Consider the following 18172-nt stretch of genomic DNA (forward strand, 5'->3'; position numbering starts at 1 on the left):
TCACTTGTGCAAAAAAGCCTTACCTCTTTATATATAGTGATAATTAAAGTTATTTAAAATCAATGATTTAAATCAAGTTAATTGTTGGCACACGCTTAGCATTCTGTGTTGTAGAGCTTTATTTTTGTAATAAAAATGAAAATTGATTGGCAATGGCGCCATGTTCCCCTCGAGGGAGCATGGCGCTTTTTGTTTTTAGCGTAGCAATGAAGAGTGGAGACGGGTCGATGGGATGCATACAAACAACTCAAGTGCTAAACAGAGAATGTAGCGGAGATGATGGTGATCTAAGGCCTAAATTATTGATCGTGGGTAATGGCATGGTAGGTCACCATTTTATAGAGCAGCTCTGTGAACAAGGCCTACATGAGATATATCAAGTTGAGGTATTCGGTGCTGAAAGCTTGCCTGCTTATGACAGGGTACAGCTTTCAAAATATTTTGAATCAGGCAGCGCCGATGCCTTGATGCTGGCGAGTGTTGAGGCTTATCAAGCTAAGGGGATTCGTCTTCATTTAGACAAAGAAGTGATTCGCTTGGACGTTGATAATAAATGCCTACATACATCAGATGGTGACTTTTGGTTTTATGACAAGCTGCTTCTTTCTACCGGATCTTATCCCTTTGTGCCTCCGATTGAGGGAAAGGACCGTCAGCGATGTATGGTTTATCGCACCATTGATGATCTGCAGCAAATCCAAGCTGCGGCAGAAAATGCCACCTCTGGTGTTGTTGTTGGTGGCGGTTTGTTGGGACTTGAAGCGGCTAACGCGCTACTGACGTTAGGGCTTGATACTCATGTTGTCGAGTTTGCTCCTCAGTTGATGCCTGTTCAATTGAACGATAAGGCAGGGGAGCTTCTTTGTCATAAAATTGAAGCGTTAGGCGTCTCAGTGCATACCAGTAAAGCGACCACGGCCATTATTGATGGTGAACATGCATTTCATCGTATGACTTTCAATGATGATAGCCACTTAGAAACTGACTTAATCGTCTTTTCAGCCGGAATACGTCCCCAGGATAGTTTAGCCAGAGCCAGTGGTATTGAGGTCGGTGAACGAGGCGGGATAGTGATTGATGATCATTGCCTAACCTCTGATGGTGATGTTTACGCTATCGGTGAATGTGCACTCTGGCAACAACAGATTTTTGGTCTGGTCGCCCCAGGTTATCAGATGGCGCGTACAGCCATTTCTCACCTCTCAGCCAAAGTATCAGGTAAAGAAGTGGCACCATTCAAAGGCGCGGATATGAGCACCAAGCTTAAGTTGCTTGGGGTGGATGTGGCCTCTATCGGCCAGAGCCGAGGTGTTGAAAATGCCCAATATGTTGAGCTCAGTGACAATCAAGCGGGAACGTATAAAAAGCTGTGGCTCGATGAAACTGGCCGTTTTCTAACAGGTGCAGTGTTGGTCGGTGATGTCACTGATTACAGTCTGCTACTTCATCAGTATCTTTCAGGCGATGCATTAACGGCACCGGCCATTGAGCTATTACAGCAGGAAGCTGGGACTGGCATCGAACTTAAAGATGAGTCGATTATTTGCTCATGCCATCAGGTGACGAAAGCGGACATCGTTGTGCGAGTGTTGGAGGGCGATCATAGCTTAGCCGCCATAAAAGGATGCACTAAAGCGGCGTCCGGATGTGGTGGTTGCAGTGCGTTAGTGCAACAAGTTATCACCCAGACCATGGAATCTCAGGGATTAGAAACGTCTAAAGGGATCTGTTGTCATTTTGAACACGATAGACAATCTCTGTTTCACCTCTGTCAGGTTGAAGATATCCGAGATTTCCCCAGCTTAATTAAGATTCATGGAAAGAGCGAAGTCAGTCAATTTGGATTGGGATGTGATATCTGCAAGCCGGTTGCCGCATCGATTTTTGCCACACTAGAAAATGAATACGTCCTCAATGTACAGCATGCCAATCTGCAAGACAGTAACGATGCATACCTTGGCAACTTACAAAAAGATGGCTCTTATTCTGTCGTGCCTCGTATCGCAGGGGGAGAGATCACACCGGATAAACTCATTGCGTTAGGAGAGATAGCCAAACGCCATGATCTTTATACCAAGATCACGGGCGGACAACGCATTGATCTCTTTGGGGCACAGCTCTCAGATCTGCCAATGATCTGGCAAGAGTTGGTTGATCAAGGTTTTGAAACAGGTCACGCCTACGGTAAATCACTCCGTACGGTCAAATCTTGTGTGGGCAGTACTTGGTGTCGTTATGGGGTACAGGATTCTGTGGGGTTAGCGATAGATCTGGAGAATCGTTATAAGGGTTTACGTGCGCCTCATAAAATTAAGTTTGCGGTGTCGGGCTGCACTCGAGAGTGCGCAGAAGCACAAAGCAAAGATATCGGGGTGATAGCCAGTGATAAAGGTTGGAACCTCTATGTTGGCGGTAATGGCGGTATGAGACCTAGACATGGAGATCTGTTTGCAACGGATCTGTCGACCAAGGAGCTAGTGATCTATATCGATAGGATCTTAATGTTCTACACCAAAACCGCTGCACGTCTGCAACGCACTTCCGTTTGGTTAGAGTCGCTTGAGGGGGGATTAGCATATCTGCAATCCGTGGTGATTGAAGACAGTTTAGGTCTGGCTGCAGAGCTTGAAACTCACATGGATAAGTTAGTTTCAACCTATCAATGTGAATGGAAAACCAGTTTAGACAACCCTACATTTCTATCCCGATTCAGTGAGTTCGTTAACCCTGAATCAATGCCAATTTTAGCGGTTGAACAATACGGATACAGCCGTGGGCAACGCTTCCCTATCGCGCCATCAAGCAAGATTAACGTGATTAATTTACCTGTCGATGAAGTTGTTCAATCAACTGAACTTAATGAAGTTTAATACTAGTTTCGCGAAATATAAGGAGAGCGAATATGAGTTGGATCAACATTTGTGATGAGAAAGCGCTCCCCAGTTTTGGGGGCATAGCAGCATGGATTGAGAATAGGGCGATAGCCATTTTCAACTTGAAAGAACAGGGATTATTTGCGATTTGCAACACGGATCCAGCAACGGGAGTCAGCCTACTTTCTCGAGGACTTATCTGCGAGCTTGAGGGGGACATTTTTGTCGCTTCTCCGCTGCATAAACAGCACTACAGCTTAACTAATGGTCAGTGTATTGAGGATGCCAATTTGAGTGTTCTGCTATATCGGGTTCGCTGTGAAAATGGAAGGGTGTGGGTTCAACCTACATCAGAAGCAATTGATTCACTGAGTTCAGGGAGCTAATGATGAACAGAGACAAATTTAATCTATTTTCATTTTCAGGGAAGATGAAAATCATGCACATGAGCTGGATGGCCTTCTTTATTACGTTTGTGGTTTGGTTTAATGCCGCCCCCTTGATGAGTGTTATTGCTGACAGTTTAGGGTTAACGAAAGATCAGATAAAAACCTTACTGATACTCAATGTCGCTCTAACCATTCCTGCCCGTATTATTATTGGCATGGTCACAGATAAGATAGGGCCTAGGCTGACTTACTCGGGGTTACTGATTCTGTGTAGTATTCCCTGTTTCATGTTTGCATTGGGCAATAGTTTTGAGCAGCTTGCTTTAGCTCGATTCCTGCTTGGGTTTATCGGTGCTGGGTTTGTTATTGGGATCCGCATGGTCAGTGAATGGTTTCCCGCCAATGAGCTAGGGACTGCCGAGGGTATATACGGTGGTTGGGGTAATTTCGGCTCAGCTGCTGCGGCCTTTACCCTACCTGTGGTTGCATTGGCTTTTGGTGGTGAAGATGGCTGGCGATATGCTATTGCTGCCACAGGCATACTCAGCTTTCTCTTTGGTGTTATCTATTATGTTAATGTTAGCGATACCCCAAAAGGGTCAACCTATTTTAAGCCTAAAAAAGCGGGGGCATTAGAGGTTACGAGTAAAGGCGATCTTGCGCTGCTCGTTGTGATGAAACTGCCTATGTACGCCACGTTAGCGCTGCTGGGATGGAAGCTGTCGCCCTCCGGTGTGAGTATGTTTAGTCAAAATGGTACCGAGCTTATCTATGGAGTATTGATATTAATATTGGCTGTCGATTTATACCTGACCTATCAGGTGAATAAGCATCTGTTTGATGGGCCGGTACCTGAGTTTGAGCGTTATCCCTTTAAGCAGGTTGCCGTACTTAATGTACTCTATTTTTCCACTTTTGGTTCTGAGCTTGCGGTGGTCTCTATGCTCCCGTTATATTTTGCTGAAACCTTTGAGCTTGGATTAGCACAAGCGGGCATGTTGGCATCGAGCTATGCTTTTATGAATTTAGTATCTCGCCCTGGTGGCGGTTGGATAAGTGATAGATGTGGGCGTAAACCGACCTTGATGATCTTAACTGCAGGCTTAGCGCTGGGATATTTAGGCATGGCGCAGATAAGTGGTGATTGGTCACTACCTTTGGCTGTGCTTATGGTGATGACGTGCTCTTTCTTTGTTCAAGGTGGTGAAGGTGCTGTTTTTGCTGCGGTACCTTTGATTAAGCGCAGATTAACTGGGCAAATTGCTGGTATGACTGGGGCTTATGGCAATGTTGGGGCAGTATTTTTCTTAACGGTTTATTCTGTGGTGTCAACCCAGGTGTTTTTCTATGTCATTGCAGCAAGTGCGGTACTTGGACTGATTAGCTTACTATTTTTATCTGAGCCTAAGGGGCACATGACTGAAGTCAATGAGGATGGCGAAGTCACCATGATAAGCGTGAGCTAGTGGGAACCTCAGCAGAAGGGCTTGATATTGCACTGCCATTAAACGGCAAACTTGAGATTAATGCTGGGCAATATTCAAGCTGTGGATGTAAGCCGACAAATGAAGATGCGGTGGGGATCCGTATTCCTGATGGGTTAATGTTAACCACAAAAGGAGCTGTGTCGGTGATCTGTGATGGAGTGAGCGCTGCTGAAGCGGCCGAAAAGGCCAGCCATATCAGTGTGACCAACTTCATCTCTGATTACTATTCGACGCCAGATACCTGGGGGGTGAAAAAGTCTAGCTCGCAGGTATTGACGGCACTAAACCGTTGGCTGTTTGGTTTAGGGCAAGATTACCGTGATGCAAGAAGAGGGTATGTTTGTACTTTCACTGCACTTATCTTTAAGTCCTGCAGTGTTCATCTTCTGCATGTTGGAGATTCCCGTGCTTATCGCTTTCGAGATGGTAAATTGGCGAGATTAAGCCGAGATCATGTCAGTATATTGAGCCCCACTAAGCGCTATCTTGCCCGAGCATTAGGCTTGGATGTCAAGCTTGATGTGGATTATCGTCAGTTGGATCTTGAAGTGAATGATCTTTATCTACTGACCACAGATGGTATTCATGATGTGTTTACAGATATCGAGCTCTGCGATGAGCTGGAACAGTGGCTGAGCGACATGAGAGCCACAGTGAGTTCGGTCTCGAATCTCGCTCTCACAGAGTTAGATTTATTTTGTCAAAAGATCTGCAAACTCGCGATTGAAAAGGGCAGTGACGATAACGTCAGTTGTCAGCTGCTTTCGATTGACTCTCTGCCTTCGCAAAATATCAATGACATCTATCAGCAATTGTCAGAGCAGCCTTTTCCACCCCCTTTATCAGTCGGCATGAAATTAGACGGCTATCGGGTTGACCAAGTCTTACACCAGAGCCAACGCAGCCAAGTCTACTTAGTGAGCGATGAAGCGGGCAATAAAGTGTGCCTCAAGACACCTTCTGTTAACTATCTCGATGATGCAGCCTATATTGAACGATTTATACTTGAGAGCTGGATTGGCCATCGGATCCATAGCCCAAATGTGGTGAAGTTACTTGATAGAGATAAACCAAAATCTGCACTCTATTACGTCACTGAACACTTAAATGGAATGCCGCTTAATTTATGGATAAGCCGCAACCCTAGCGCGTCGGTGCAAGAGGTGCTGATGCTACTTAAACAAATAGAGTCAGGAGTCAGGGCTTTCCATCGAAAGGAGACACTGCACCAAGACCTTAAGCCCGATAACATCTTTCTCACTTATGAAGGTCAGATTAAAATTATTGATTTTGGATCTTGTTATATCAAAGGCGTGGCTGAAATCGAGACGCCACTGCAACGGGATAGGATATTAGGGACTGCAGATTACTCAGCGCCAGAAAGCGTGCTTGGTTATCGAGTAGGTAACAAGGCTGATTTGTTTTCATTAGCGGTGGTCGCATTTGAGATGTTTACAGGTCAATTACCTTTTAAGGGGAGGTTGGCTCAATGCCGAACCAAGGCAGATTACCAAAACCTTCTCTATATACCCTGTTATGAGCTAAATCCGTTAATCCCACTCTGGATAGATAAACCATTGAAGAAAGCGCTCAGTTTAGATCCCGAACATAGACAAGGCGATACCTCTGAGTTTATCTATGAGTTGCATCAACCCATAACAGATAAGGATAAGCCTCAACTCAGGCTCTCTGTGCTAGATAGGCATCCATTAAGGTTTTGGAAAGGACTGACATTGTTCTTTGCACTTTCAACTTTGCTACTGTTACTTTTCCATTGAGGAGGTGACGAAATATTAGGTGGATTCATCTGTAAGTTGAAAACTTCGGGGAGTTGAGATAGCTTGTGGTGTTGGAGTTAGCATTTTTGTTTGAGCGAAAAGTGCTGATTAGAATGCAGGATACAGCAAGTTGTGTCAGTTGCCGAAGGAGTGGTGGATGTTGTTTAATAAAGTGAGTTTTGTTTGTCTATTGTGTTGTACCTCAATCTTAGGTTGCAGTAATAGAGTTGAAATAACGACAAAACCCAGCTACCCTCAAACCAATGATGCGCTGTTCTCTTCAATGTCGCCTTCTATCCCCAGTTTTGAAAGCTTAGTCATGTTAACTCCATCTCAGATAAATGATATTAATAATTTTGTTCGCCGCGATGATATCGCTCAATTACCCAAGAATAAACAAGTCCATGAGTATCTGACGAAGAAGCTAGTTAATTTTAATTATGAGGGTGAAAATTTCTCAGCAACCGATGCACTCGCAAAAGGGAGCGGTAACTGCATGACATTAGCGCTGCTGAGTTACGCAGTAGCAAAAGAGTTAAATGTACAGGCTATTTTTCAAGTCATGCACACGGCACCTATGCTGTTAGAGGTGAGAGCTGGTCTGGCGGTTACATCTGACCATGTCAGAACATTTCTCTATGAAGATAAGCAAGAAGGTGAAGAGAAAGGTTTTTATTTTTCAGATAGAAACTATGCCGTGATCGATTACTTCCCTGGCAGATATGATCGAGCTGGGAAAATCATCGATGAAGAGCGGTTTATTGCCATGTACTACCGTAATTTAGCTGCCGATGCCTTGCTCAATGATGAGCTAACTCTCTCTTTTGCACTGCTTAAGCTTGGGGCAAGTTATGATCCTGATTACGCACCGATTCTGAATATGATGGCAGTAGTGCATCGTAGAGCGGGTGATGATCAAACCGCAGAAGATTTTTATCGTTATGGGTTAGAGGTGTCTGAATCTAAAATAAGTTTGCTTAGTAATTATCATTATTTGCTTATCTCTCAGGGGAAATTAGATTCTGCCGAACAAATAAAACAAACATTATTGAGTTTAGATGATCCGACTCCCTACAATTGGTACTTACTTGGTAAAACCTCACTAGAAGAAGGGGACTACTCAAGTGCGTATATATATTTGAGCAAATTCTTGAAGAATAGTCCTTATTATCATCAAGCCTATATTGAATTGGCCACTGCACAATATGCGCTAGGAAAAACGGGTGCAGCTGAGGAATCGTTGAAAACAGCTTTGGAATATACTCAACTTTCTAAAACCCAGAGTCAATATAAAGCTAAGTTAGCCTGGCTTCAGCAGAGTGAATAGTAAGTGGATTAGAGTCTATATTATGGATTTTTTTAGTAGTTAAGTATTAGTATAAAGGTAAAAATAGCTGTTTTGTGAAGTGATCTTAATACTTTAGAATGACGATGTTGTTATCTATCATCTACATACTACTGAATTAACGGTTATTAGTGCTGTTAATTATTGCACTATGGCTTATTTATTGAGAAACGTTATCATTTAAAATAAAGTTTTCTTTGAAATCGGATAGTGAAGTTTGTTTATTAGTGCCCATCAATGTTAATGCTAAATACAATAACTTGACGGGATATTCGTTGCTATTTTTGTTCATCAACAAAATATAATGTATAGGTTATTCGTTTTAATTGGTGTAACTTGTATGTCTGTGCCTGTTTGGGCAGTCAATATGCATTAATTTTGTAGACATGGAGTCAGCAGTATGTTCAAAGTCATAAACTGGGTAGTCATTTCTCGTTCAAATCTTCTTGCTGATCTCCTTGACACGCGTTGGCCTCAAGAATTTTTGGTTAAACTGCTTAAAATCCCCCCTGAAAAAGCTGAGATTGAAGTGGCTGCAGGTGCGTTTTCTTTGATTATAATAGATCTCGCTACTGTGGATATTCAAAAAGCTTATCAAATACAAAGGTTTGTTGAGAAAAGGTTGTCTGCTAGAGTCGTGTTTCTGCACTTTCCACGACAAATAGATGCCCGATTTCTTATTCATCCTACGGTGACCGCGGGTGTATTTTACTGCAATTCGACGCTTGAGGTTATCGGTCATGGATTGGGTAATATTTTAAGAGGTCAAACTGTTATTCCAGCAGAATTGTTACAGAAAAAACAGGATGATCCATCTCAACTAGAGGGCAGCGAAAGCCTGACTATAAGGGAGCGTGAAGTATTGCAAGCACTGTTAAGTGGCAGCACAAATGTTGATATAGCAAATCAATTATTTGTGAGTGAAAGTACAATTAAAACTCATCTATATCGTGCTTTTAGAAAAATAGGCGTTTCAAGTCGAGGGCAGGCAATTGCTTGGGCACAGACCCACTTACATGAAGTTCAACATTAAATACTCCTACCTTTTCTCATTGATTTGAGTTAATTATTACCTCTATTAAATATTGATTTTTAATAGAGGTAATACATCAAAATAGCACTTAATACTTTTAGTTATATGCGGAAAACCTCTTATCTATTAGACTTGTTAAGTTGAATTATTTCAGCCTTCCGCCCTTCTTTTTATATGCCTGTTGATATTATTAACGTAACGATAACAAGTTTCCATATGACATTAATTTTAGCTTTGATGATGCGATTATTTTATAAGCATGCAGATAGCGGAGTATTGGTATTGTTAAACTAAGAAATGTATCAGTACTGGAAATTGACAAATTTTACTTATCAATAAAATACTCGGTGAATCATTCATGTTCATCCAAATAACAGAGTTTCGCATTTAACTTTTATAGGTTCTGTTCTCTTTGAAATGAGAGTTAGTTCATTTGTTGACTTTATCCTATCCTGGCACATCTACATCTTTTTCAGCTTAAATGGAATATTGAATAGTGAGCATACACATTCGTTATTTACACGCCTGAGTAGGCATGTTGATACTTTGGCTATGCATGTGTATAATCCCATTGTTGTTTTGCTCTACTTCTGTTTTACCATTTGAGGCTAATATGATTAAAATAAACGTTCAGGTTACTTGTCTTACCGCTTTCATCTTTGCAGTAAGTGTAATGATGTCGACAGGGTTGAGTGCTGCTACTGTGGGTTGTGAGCGTGCTGGTGGGGTGAAATGTCAACGGGTGGCACCTAAGCGTATTGTGCGGAGTCCGGTTATCACTCCAATTATTATCGTGCCTAAGCATCATCATCACTACCGCGCCTTCCATTCACCAATGTTAACGGCCATGGGAATTGCAGTTGTGCTTAATGCTGCAGGTGAAGCTGTAACGGATAAAGGGCAACAAGTGATTGTATTAGGCGAAGGGAATAACGTCAGTAATGTTTATGAGAAAGATGGTGTCGTTTACTTAATTAAGACTTAGTTATTGCGGAAGTTTATCGAGTCTTTTTGTCAGAAAGTAAAAGACTCAATAAATAGGAAACAAAAGTTTAAGCTTCTTTAAGGCGCTCTTCATTGAGGAAGTTAAAGCCTTGCTTCAAGAATGAAAACTGCTCAACATCAGGAAGTGACTGAACGGCTGAAAGCATATGGTTAAATGCAGAGTCAATCATTAGCCTATCTGCAAGTTTTAGATAATTGTAGACAACAGGCCTTAGGACTACCGTAAACTCTCCTGTTATTTCAGTATACTTTTGCTCTTTGACTGCTGTGGTGTTCTGAACCAACTCTCTCATACATAATGCAGCAAGCAGTGAATTCTTATCACTAAAAGATTGGTATTGAGCGGCCCTTGAATAGCCTGCTTTCTTGTGTACATCAGACATATTCAAAGCAATCATGCCGTGTTCTTTTATCAAATCAGTGGCGGCGTTTAATAATGCAGTTTCTTTACCCGTCAGCATATCTCTATCTCAAGTAATCAAAGGATCTAATATTCTATATTCTTAGATTCTCTTGTCAATGTTAATGTGTATACAATTGTGTAATTATTGATGTTGTTCGCTGATTTGGCACTTTTTGTTTAAGTTTTTGGATTGTTTGTGAAATCTATGTTTTTATTTTGTTTCGGTGGAGTTGTTTGGGGATGAGCTGTTTATGGGGGAATGGTATAGGACGATTATAATAATCGGCTTGGTGATCTTTTTAAATTCTTTACTAACAAGTGTGGGTGAATGCTCCCAATAATGGCAATTACAGGTATACTCCTAAGATTCCATATCGAAGAGGACAGGCAAGTGGCCGAAGAAACCATTTTTAGCAAGATTATACGTCGCGAGATCCCTGCTGATATCTTATTTCAAGATGAATTAGTGACAGCATTTCGTGATATTAGTGCTCAGGCGCCAAGCCATATTTTGATTGTTCCAAATCATCTTATTCCCACGGTGAATGATATTAAAGCTTCGGATGAGAAAGCCCTAGGTCGTATGATGACTGTTGCTGCGAAATTAGCACAAGAGGAAGGGATTGCTGAAGATGGATATCGTTTAATCATGAACTGCAATAAACATGGCGGGCAGGAGGTTTACCACATTCATATGCATTTAGTGGGTGGCAGGCCATTAGGTCGCATGATAGCAGCCGAAAAGAGATAGTGAGCATGGCGATATGAAGGTGAGTCCCGAATTTTTCCCATTAACAGAGATCGCCACACGTTTTGTCGATCAGCTTGCTCAGTGTCGTCGTTTAAACTTGAGGGTTCATGAAGCCAGTGAGCATCATGTTTTGATTGAACTGCCTTATGCCCATGAGTTAATTGGTTATCCAGATACTGGTGTGATACATGGTGGGGTGATAACCACCTTAATGGATACTGCGAGTGGCAGTGCTGTTGTCTGTTCTATTTTTGAAAAATATCAGGCATTAGAAATCTCGCCAACATTGGATCTTCGTGTTGATTACATGAAGCCAGCAGATCCGAATAAGCCAGTGTATGGTTTTGCCGAATGCTACAGAATATCGTCGAGTATCGCGTTTACACGCGGTATCGCTTACCAAGATTCTATTGACGATCCTATTGCTCATGCTGTTGGCTCTTTTATGCGAATAAGCCCAGAAATGATTGGCGATGAATTTCCGCAAATTTTACTGGGAAAAGGTCCTGCAACTCACTTTGCTGCTCCTGATAAAGAAAAGGTTGAAAATAGTGTTCCAGAACCCATTATATCAACGTCATCTCAAATCGATGTCAAAGAGATTGTAAAGCAAGCAACAGAGCTGAATGACTTTAGTCATCTACTCGCGCAGGTTCCCTATACCAATTTTATAGGGATGGCCGTTGAACGTTTTGGCGATGAGTTGGTCTTTAAGTTGCCGGCGAAAAATGACAACATAGGCAATCCAATACTGCCCGCCATTCATGGTGGTGTGATTGCGGGGTTTATGGAGATGTCAGCGATTGTGCAGCTTATGGTATTTATGCACACCACCAAAGTGCCTAAGGTGGTCGATTTTTCCATTGATTATTTAAGAGCGGGTTACCATAAGGACTCGTTCGCTGAGTGTAAGATCACTCGCCAAGGTCGTCGCGTTGCGAACGTAAGTATTAACTGTTGGCAAACGAACCGGAAAAAGCTGATAGCAACGGCGAGAGCGCATTTTTTAATCGATTAATTTATGCTGTAACTCTGTTAGGTCGGCATGGAAACGTTACTTTTAAGGAAGATAAGCCAATGAAAAAATTTATTTTAGCATCCATTCTAGCCTTGTTTGTCAGCGGGTGTGCGCCACACACTGCGGGCGTAATGGCCAGCTCTACTGGAGAAGTGAGATTCGATAATCGCTCATTTGGCAGTGAGGTTAGCGTAGAGCAGCTTAAGTCACGTCAACAGGGCGGATTTTTACAGGGTTCAGGTTTGATCATCAGCAAGGTTGCAACCGATCTTCATCTGCAATATAAGTTCACTTGGTATGATATTAATGGCTACGTCATCGATAACGGCGGCGTTGCTTGGGAACCACTGAAACTTTTTGGTAAACAGCAGATTCAAGTCTCAGGCCTCTCTCCAAATGCGAGTGCCGTCAGGTATGACTTGTATGTGAGGAAGGCATTTTCCAACTAGTTATATTAGCCTGAAACTTAAGCTTGAAAAAAACGCTAACGATAAGTTGGCGTTTTTTTTGACTCGATGATGACAGAAGTTTGTTATGAATTGGTATTAATCATGTATAATCCCCTGCGCCAAGGGGTGATACTGCATAGGATGTAGTATCTGAGATGTCATTTGACGAACCCTTAGAACCTGATCCGGCTTATACCGGCGTAGGAATGGGCCTAATTTGATTATGTGTACCTGATCAAACTCAATATCCTTTCTCGCTTTTTCAATTGCCGGATCTCAAAATAATAATTTGGGGTCCTGATGTCTGTTTCAAAACTGTCTATTTTAAAAAAAGTTTCACCTGTTGCGCTTGCTGTATCAACTGCATTGAGCAGTTGTTATGCGTTTGCTGCTGACTCATCACTCGATGGTGTAAATGATGAGATGGAAGTGATTGTTGTTACTTCTGATTTTCGTGGAATGGCTCTGGAAAAGATGCCTTCAAGTGTCACCATTATTGATCAGCAACAAATTGAAGATGAAGGTGCGCAGCACTTCGGAGATATTCTAAACTCCATTGCCAACTTCAATTGGTCTGGTGGAAGCTCAAGACCTAAGTATTTCCAAATCCGTGGTGTGGGCGAACAGGAGGAATATCAAGGCGCCCCTAATTCATCTGTTGGTTACATTATCGATGACATCGACATGTCAGGTTTAGGCATGGTATCTAGCATGTATGATCTGCAGCAAGTGGAAGTACTCCGTGGACCACAAGGCACTCGGTATGGTGCTAATGCACTTGCCGGCCTTATCTATCTTAAGAGTAACGACCCAACTGATGTGTTTGAGCATGGTGCTGAAGTATCTGTCGGCGATGATGCCCTGACGACTTTTAGTGGTTTTAGTTCAGGACCGTTAACGGATTCTGGAAAACTGCTTTACCGTGTTTCATTACAGCAACACAACCAAAATGGCTATCAGGACAACCTTTATCTTGGACGTGACGATACTAATGCTCGTGATGAGTTTACGGGACGAGCCAAATTACGCTGGTATGTTACTGACGACTTAGAAGTCGACTTAACCTTTCTACATGCCAACTATGACAATGGTTATGATGCTTGGACACTGGATAATAACGGTTCAAATACCTTAACCGATGACCCAGGTGTTGATCAGCAGCGCACCTCTGGCAGTTCTCTCAAATTCACCTATACGGGAGCTGACAAGTTTGAGTTAGTTTCTCTTAGCTCCTATGCAAATTCAAAGACTCACCATAATTATGATGGTGATTGGGCTAACCCTGATTATTGGGGAGGGCTAGATTGTGGAGGAGAGCCATGTGAATATGAATACAATTGGGATAAAGAAGGTGAGCGTAAAACAATCAGTCAGGAGTTTAGATTTAGTTCCACTGATGCGGGACGTATCTTCAACGGCAGTACGGATTGGCTGTTAGGGCTTTATGGTATGCAGCTTGACGAAGATAATGAGACGCAAGATTCCTATAGTCAATTGTCTGCTGAGTATAGTGCGGATAATTATGCGGCATTTGGACAACTAGATTCTGATTTGGGTAACAATTATTCGCTGTCTTTTGGTCTGAGAGTTGAGCGTCGTAGTAGCGATTATAAAGACTCAGACGGTGACAAATTTGAGCCAAATGAAACCATGTGGGGTGGACATATTGCATTGAGTAAAATGTTGAGCCATGACCATGATGCCTATATTCGGGTGGCAAAAGGTTATAAAGCCGGTGGTTTCAATATGTCTTTGTCAGAAGAGCTAGCCGACAAGAAAGAGTATGATACTGAGACCTTGTATAACTACGAAATTGGTTTGAAGTCTCTTTGGCTCGATGGTGATGCTAATACGAACTTTTCTTTGTTTTATATGGATAGACGCGATCAACAGGTTGCAGCTTCACAACAATCTACAGTGCCTGGTCAAGAGGGGAATTTCATCCTTTTCACTGAAAATGCAGGTAGTTCACATAACTATGGTGCTGAACTTGATGGCAATTGGTATGCGACTGACAATCTAAAGTTATATGCCAGTTTTGGTTGGTTAGAAACTGCTTATGGTGATTATGCATATCAAGATAAGTATGGCGGTACAGTCGATTTAAGTGGCCGTGAGCTGGCGCACTCTCCTAAGTTTACTTACAGTGCCGGTGCGACATACCGTACAGATTCAGGCTGGTTTGCAAACTTAACAGGCAGTGGGAAGAGTGACTTTTACTATTCAGACAGCAATGAGTCTACATCGGAAGCTTACACCATCTTCAATGCCAGAGTCGGTTATGAAACTGAGGTTTGGTCAGCGTATTTATGGGGGCGTAACTTATTCGATGAGCAATATGGCACCCGTGGATTCTATTTTGGTAATGAGCCAGATCAAGATTGGGCAGATAAACAATATATCCGCTATGGCGATCCTCGTCAGTTAGGCATGACGTTTAGTCTTAAGTTTATCTAGATAAGATCAATCTATTGTTAAATTGGATTTGATACACGTGAATTTTCACTCATTTATTATTGGCCGCTTCGTGGCGGCCTGAGGTCATAAAATGAAATTAACAGCCGAAATTAGTTGCTACCCACTGCAAGATAACTATCTAGATCCGATCCGTTGGTTTATAGGGCGAGTGGACAGTTATGAGAACATAGAGCGAAAAACGAATGCCATGGCGACACAGGTCTGTGGCGAGTATCGCGAAGTGATGGATATGTTAGCAACAGAGATGGAAGCCGCCCACGAGAAATGGGGCAAAGCCGTTTTTGTGTGTAAATTCATCGGTGGTGAGCTGAACCTTTCACATACTGAATAGTGTGATAAAAGATCAATCTTCATTCTATGAAGGCTAGATAATACAAGGCTCATATCTGGGAATACAGTGTGAGCCTTTAAACGTATATCAATCGAGTGAGACATTCATGACAGACTTTTGGTCAGAATTATTAAATACTTTTACCAGAGCTTTGTCGGAAGCAAATGCATTAACTGCCTGGGAAGGGATTGCAGTGATCCTTGCTGCTGCCTATTTATTGCTGGCGATGAAAGGTAGTATTTGGTGTTGGTTTGCGGCTTTTGCAAGTACGGCTATCTACACGGCACTTTTTTGGAAGGTGTCATTATTAATGGAGTCAGTACTTAATATTTACTATATGGCGATGGCGGTATACGGTTTTCAGCAGTGGTCTAAAGGCCAGCGTGAACATAATGGGGGCGTTATTTCATGGGGTGTCAGTCGTCATGTTCAGCTCATCGTCGGTACTGGTATTGTTTCTTTACTGGTTGGCTACGTTATGGCTAATCACACTCATGCCTCTTACCCATATTTGGATGCCGCGACGACCTGTTATGCTGTGATGACGACCTATTTAGTCGCGAAAAAAGTGCTTGAGAATTGGCTTTACTGGGTCGTTATCGATTTGGCTTCGATATACCTCTATGTACAGAAAGGGCTAATGTTAACCTCGTTACTTTTTATCCTCTATGTCGGAATGGCTATTTGGGGCTATTTCCTGTGGCGCTCAAGTATGCGAAATGAAACCTTGTCTACGGTGAGTTGATCATGTGTACAGTTAAAACGACTGGTGTTTGAGTTGATGAATTTATGAATCTGGCAGAACAATTACTCACAACATTACCGCTTGTTGTTATTGATGATCTTAAGCGACTTGGGATTACATTGTCTCCTGACTCTGAGCTCTCAGTGCTGTCTCATGGCTTGAGTAATCAGAATTACCTGATCCATGATAGTGATAAGAAATGGGTGCTGAGAAGTAATTCATTGGCGAGTAATGGACTTTGTGACCGACAATCAGAGGTGACAAATTGGCGTTTGGCTGCAAAGGAAAGCTTGGCGCCAGCGCTTTGCTATGTCAGTTCAGATCATGCTTATTTTCTCAGTGAGTATATTGAGGAGGAAGCAAGTTGGCAGTGGGGGGAGTTACTCAGCGAACAATCGACTCAGCCACACATCCAAGGTCCATCAGTTTGGCCGAATGCTGAAGAAAAGCTATTAGTGCTTTTACTGGGACTGTCGAAGCTAACGGTGCCAGATAACATCATCAGTGTTTCTAGTCAGTGGCAGCGTTATCTAGGACAACTGCGTGATATACACGCTGGTTGTTTGACTGAGAAGAGCCAAGATTTGAGAGATCAATGGTTTGCTCATTTTCATCAACTTTTGGGATTGGAGACTGAGATATCCCAATGGATTGAAGAGTTAAATGCGTGTGATTTAGGTAGTCAATACAGTCACAGAGATCTTAATCCCCGTAATTTGTTATATAAAGATAACCAACTTTTCTGTATTGATTTTGAATACGCTTGTGGATCGCACCCATTGTTTGACCTTGCTGCTGTGTTGTCGAGTCATGGGCTTTCGACTAAGCAAAAAGAGGCTCTGATCCATGCTTATTTGTTAGGTCACCCTAAACTCACTTCAAACGCTAAATCGGCGTTATCAGCTGCAATCAATATTTACTGGGTGTTTGCTGCGTGTTGGTCTCTATTGATGGCAGCTGGTGGTTCACCTGCGCTTGATGAGAATAGTTCGGTCACTGACATGAATCTTAACCCCCATAAAGATCAAGAATACCTTAATTATTTTCAATCGTTTCTCTCCTCGATAGGCTAAGCTTTCTTTAAATTTCAAAGACATTTTGCTATACATGGATCGCACTGTTTGTATAGCATTTGAGGTTATATGCTATAAAATATTAGACGAGTGAAATAAAGTTCTGCTCTTAGTGGTCTATATACCCAAATATCCAAACCATGATGATAAAAAGGAGTGATCATGCTATTTGTTAATTTGTACCAAAAATTTGTAGACCTACTTAAACATTTTGAAGGTGTTGCGCCTCTAGCACTCAGGCTCTACCTTGCGCCAGTGCTAATGCAAGCCGGATATAATAAGCTGTCTCACTTCAGTGATTCTGCTGCATGGTTTGGAAATCCTGATTGGGGTTTAGGCTTACCTTTTCCTGAATTGATGGTTTCACTGGCTGCCGGTACAGAACTCATTGGTGGTGGTTTATTGATTTTAGGCTTGGCTACTCGACTGATCTCTATTCCATTAATGGTGACCATGCTTGTTGCTGCGTTTGCCGTGCACTGGGAGAATGGCTGGTTAGCTATTGCTGACGTTAACTCTTGGCTTGCCAATGAACAGGTACTTGCAGCAGGTGATAAGTTAAGCGCTGCAAAAACCTTATTACAAGAAAATGGCAATTATGAGTGGTTAACTAGCTCAGGTACTTTTGTTGTGCTCAATAATGGTATTGAGTTTGCGATTACTTATCTGATCATGTTGCTCGCTTTGCTGTTTATGGGTGGAGGACGCTACACCAGTCTAGATTACTATATTGCCAAGTCAGTTAAAAAATAGTCGCTTCTTGAGGCGGTATTATACCAACCAGTATAAGAAGTTGATCTACTCTGAGTCTGAGGGATCCCCTCGAATTTAATAGCATGCTTGTGGCTCCAGAATTAAGCCTTGTAGTGTTTTAATGGCTGTTCGCCAATGCAACCTCAGTAGCTTCAATTTCCTATCTTTATATGCTCTCAAGCCAATGAATTGGTTTGAGAGCACGTTGCGGTGTTTTATTGAGTTAGCTTGATATTGCCTATGTTTATTGGCTGCTTTGAC

At 42.3% G+C, this 18172-nt stretch carries 16 protein-coding genes, 1 pseudogene and 1 riboswitch; of the genes and pseudogenes, 15 read left to right on the forward strand and 2 right to left on the reverse strand.

Annotated features, from left to right (window positions below; genetic code table 11):
- Positions 1 to 227: 227 nt before the first annotated feature.
- The 7 genes from nirB to FN961_RS12365 all read left to right on the forward strand — a co-directional run bounded on the left by nirB (position 228) and on the right by FN961_RS12365 (position 9890).
- A complete protein-coding gene (gene nirB, locus FN961_RS12335) occupies positions 228 to 2870 on the forward strand; it encodes a nitrite reductase large subunit NirB (protein WP_144040476.1) in 2643 nt (880 codons plus the stop codon).
- Positions 2871 to 2902: 32 nt separating this feature from the next.
- Entirely contained in the window at positions 2903 to 3259 is a 357-nt protein-coding gene (gene nirD / locus FN961_RS12340) for a nitrite reductase small subunit NirD (RefSeq protein WP_144040477.1), read from the forward strand.
- 2 nt (positions 3260 to 3261) lie between these two features.
- The gene (locus tag FN961_RS12345; protein ID WP_144040501.1) at positions 3262 to 4728 is read left to right on the forward strand and encodes a NarK family nitrate/nitrite MFS transporter; all 1467 of its coding nucleotides are present in this window, start codon (positions 3262 to 3264) and stop codon (positions 4726 to 4728) included.
- Positions 4729 to 4865: 137 nt separating this feature from the next.
- Entirely contained in the window at positions 4866 to 6527 is a 1662-nt protein-coding gene (locus tag FN961_RS12350) for a bifunctional protein-serine/threonine kinase/phosphatase (RefSeq protein ID WP_373293408.1), read from the forward strand.
- Between the two features lie 157 nt (positions 6528 to 6684).
- Complete coding sequence (locus FN961_RS12355) at positions 6685 to 7854, forward strand: tetratricopeptide repeat protein (RefSeq protein WP_144040479.1); 1170 nt, start codon at positions 6685 to 6687, stop codon at positions 7852 to 7854.
- 418 nt (positions 7855 to 8272) lie between these two features.
- On the forward strand, positions 8273 to 8905 hold the full coding sequence (locus FN961_RS12360) for a response regulator transcription factor (RefSeq protein ID WP_144040480.1): 633 nt from the start codon (positions 8273 to 8275) through the stop codon (positions 8903 to 8905).
- Positions 8906 to 9518: 613 nt separating this feature from the next.
- Complete coding sequence (locus FN961_RS12365) at positions 9519 to 9890, forward strand: hypothetical protein (protein ID WP_144040481.1); 372 nt, start codon at positions 9519 to 9521, stop codon at positions 9888 to 9890.
- 67 nt (positions 9891 to 9957) lie between these two features.
- Here the strand turns inward: FN961_RS12365 and FN961_RS12370 are convergent, their stop codons facing one another.
- The gene (locus tag FN961_RS12370) at positions 9958 to 10371 is read right to left on the reverse strand and encodes a TetR/AcrR family transcriptional regulator (RefSeq protein ID WP_144040482.1); all 414 of its coding nucleotides are present in this window, start codon (positions 10369 to 10371) and stop codon (positions 9958 to 9960) included.
- A gap of 333 nt (positions 10372 to 10704) precedes the next feature.
- Here FN961_RS12370 and hinT point away from each other — a divergent pair, with 333 nt between their 5' ends.
- From hinT to FN961_RS12410, 8 genes are all read left to right on the forward strand, one after another.
- A complete protein-coding gene (hinT, locus tag FN961_RS12375) occupies positions 10705 to 11064 on the forward strand; it encodes a purine nucleoside phosphoramidase (RefSeq protein WP_144040483.1) in 360 nt (119 codons plus the stop codon).
- A gap of 13 nt (positions 11065 to 11077) precedes the next feature.
- Positions 11078 to 12082 carry a PaaI family thioesterase gene (locus tag FN961_RS12380; RefSeq protein WP_144040484.1) on the forward strand — a complete coding sequence of 335 codons (1005 nt, stop codon included), beginning with the start codon at positions 11078 to 11080 and terminating at the stop codon, positions 12080 to 12082.
- 59 nt (positions 12083 to 12141) lie between these two features.
- Entirely contained in the window at positions 12142 to 12531 is a 390-nt protein-coding gene (locus FN961_RS12385) for a YcfL family putative periplasmic lipoprotein (protein WP_144040485.1), read from the forward strand.
- A gap of 112 nt (positions 12532 to 12643) precedes the next feature.
- A riboswitch (TPP riboswitch) is annotated at positions 12644 to 12755 on the forward strand.
- 76 nt (positions 12756 to 12831) lie between these two features.
- Positions 12832 to 14988 carry a TonB-dependent receptor gene (locus FN961_RS12390; RefSeq protein ID WP_144040486.1) on the forward strand — a complete coding sequence of 719 codons (2157 nt, stop codon included), beginning with the start codon at positions 12832 to 12834 and terminating at the stop codon, positions 14986 to 14988.
- Between the two features lie 91 nt (positions 14989 to 15079).
- Positions 15080 to 15340 carry a hypothetical protein gene (locus FN961_RS12395; protein WP_144040487.1) on the forward strand — a complete coding sequence of 87 codons (261 nt, stop codon included), beginning with the start codon at positions 15080 to 15082 and terminating at the stop codon, positions 15338 to 15340.
- 106 nt (positions 15341 to 15446) lie between these two features.
- On the forward strand, positions 15447 to 16085 hold the full coding sequence (gene pnuC / locus FN961_RS12400; protein WP_144040488.1) for a nicotinamide riboside transporter PnuC: 639 nt from the start codon (positions 15447 to 15449) through the stop codon (positions 16083 to 16085).
- 44 nt (positions 16086 to 16129) lie between these two features.
- Complete coding sequence (locus FN961_RS12405; protein ID WP_144040489.1) at positions 16130 to 17158, forward strand: phosphotransferase; 1029 nt, start codon at positions 16130 to 16132, stop codon at positions 17156 to 17158.
- Positions 17159 to 17320: 162 nt separating this feature from the next.
- Positions 17321 to 17911 (forward strand): HvfX family Cu-binding RiPP maturation protein, encoded by a 591-nt coding sequence (locus FN961_RS12410; RefSeq protein ID WP_144040490.1) that lies wholly within the window; start codon positions 17321 to 17323, stop codon positions 17909 to 17911.
- Positions 17912 to 17986: 75 nt separating this feature from the next.
- Here the strand turns inward: FN961_RS12410 and FN961_RS12415 are convergent.
- A pseudogene (locus FN961_RS12415) lies at positions 17987 to 18172 on the reverse strand (IS4 family transposase); the annotation flags it as partial.

The organism is Shewanella hanedai, assembly GCF_007197645.1.
GTDB lineage: Bacteria > Pseudomonadota > Gammaproteobacteria > Enterobacterales > Shewanellaceae > Shewanella > Shewanella hanedai.

Excerpts from the sequence above, each read along its gene's own strand:
- FN961_RS12365 (WP_144040481.1), top strand. The coding sequence starts at position 9,519 with ATGATTAAAATAAACGTTCAGGTTACTTGTCTTACCGCTTTCATCTTT.
- FN961_RS12350 (WP_373293408.1), top strand. The coding sequence starts at position 4,866 with ATGTTAACCACAAAAGGAGCTGTGTCGGTGATCTGTGATGGAGTGAGC.
- FN961_RS12345 (WP_144040501.1), top strand. The coding sequence starts at position 3,262 with ATGAACAGAGACAAATTTAATCTATTTTCATTTTCAGGGAAGATGAAA.
- FN961_RS12370 (WP_144040482.1), bottom strand. The coding sequence starts at position 10,371 with ATGCTGACGGGTAAAGAAACTGCATTATTAAACGCCGCCACTGATTTG.
- nirD (WP_144040477.1), top strand. The coding sequence starts at position 2,903 with ATGAGTTGGATCAACATTTGTGATGAGAAAGCGCTCCCCAGTTTTGGG.
- FN961_RS12410 (WP_144040490.1), top strand. The coding sequence starts at position 17,321 with ATGCTATTTGTTAATTTGTACCAAAAATTTGTAGACCTACTTAAACAT.
- FN961_RS12405 (WP_144040489.1), top strand. The coding sequence starts at position 16,130 with ATGAATCTGGCAGAACAATTACTCACAACATTACCGCTTGTTGTTATT.
- FN961_RS12355 (WP_144040479.1), top strand. The coding sequence starts at position 6,685 with ATGTTGTTTAATAAAGTGAGTTTTGTTTGTCTATTGTGTTGTACCTCA.
- pnuC (WP_144040488.1), top strand. The coding sequence starts at position 15,447 with ATGACAGACTTTTGGTCAGAATTATTAAATACTTTTACCAGAGCTTTG.
- FN961_RS12395 (WP_144040487.1), top strand. The coding sequence starts at position 15,080 with ATGAAATTAACAGCCGAAATTAGTTGCTACCCACTGCAAGATAACTAT.
- FN961_RS12380 (WP_144040484.1), top strand. The coding sequence starts at position 11,078 with ATGAAGGTGAGTCCCGAATTTTTCCCATTAACAGAGATCGCCACACGT.
- nirB (WP_144040476.1), top strand. The coding sequence starts at position 228 with ATGGGATGCATACAAACAACTCAAGTGCTAAACAGAGAATGTAGCGGA.
- FN961_RS12390 (WP_144040486.1), top strand. The coding sequence starts at position 12,832 with ATGTCTGTTTCAAAACTGTCTATTTTAAAAAAAGTTTCACCTGTTGCG.
- FN961_RS12360 (WP_144040480.1), top strand. The coding sequence starts at position 8,273 with ATGTTCAAAGTCATAAACTGGGTAGTCATTTCTCGTTCAAATCTTCTT.
- FN961_RS12385 (WP_144040485.1), top strand. The coding sequence starts at position 12,142 with ATGAAAAAATTTATTTTAGCATCCATTCTAGCCTTGTTTGTCAGCGGG.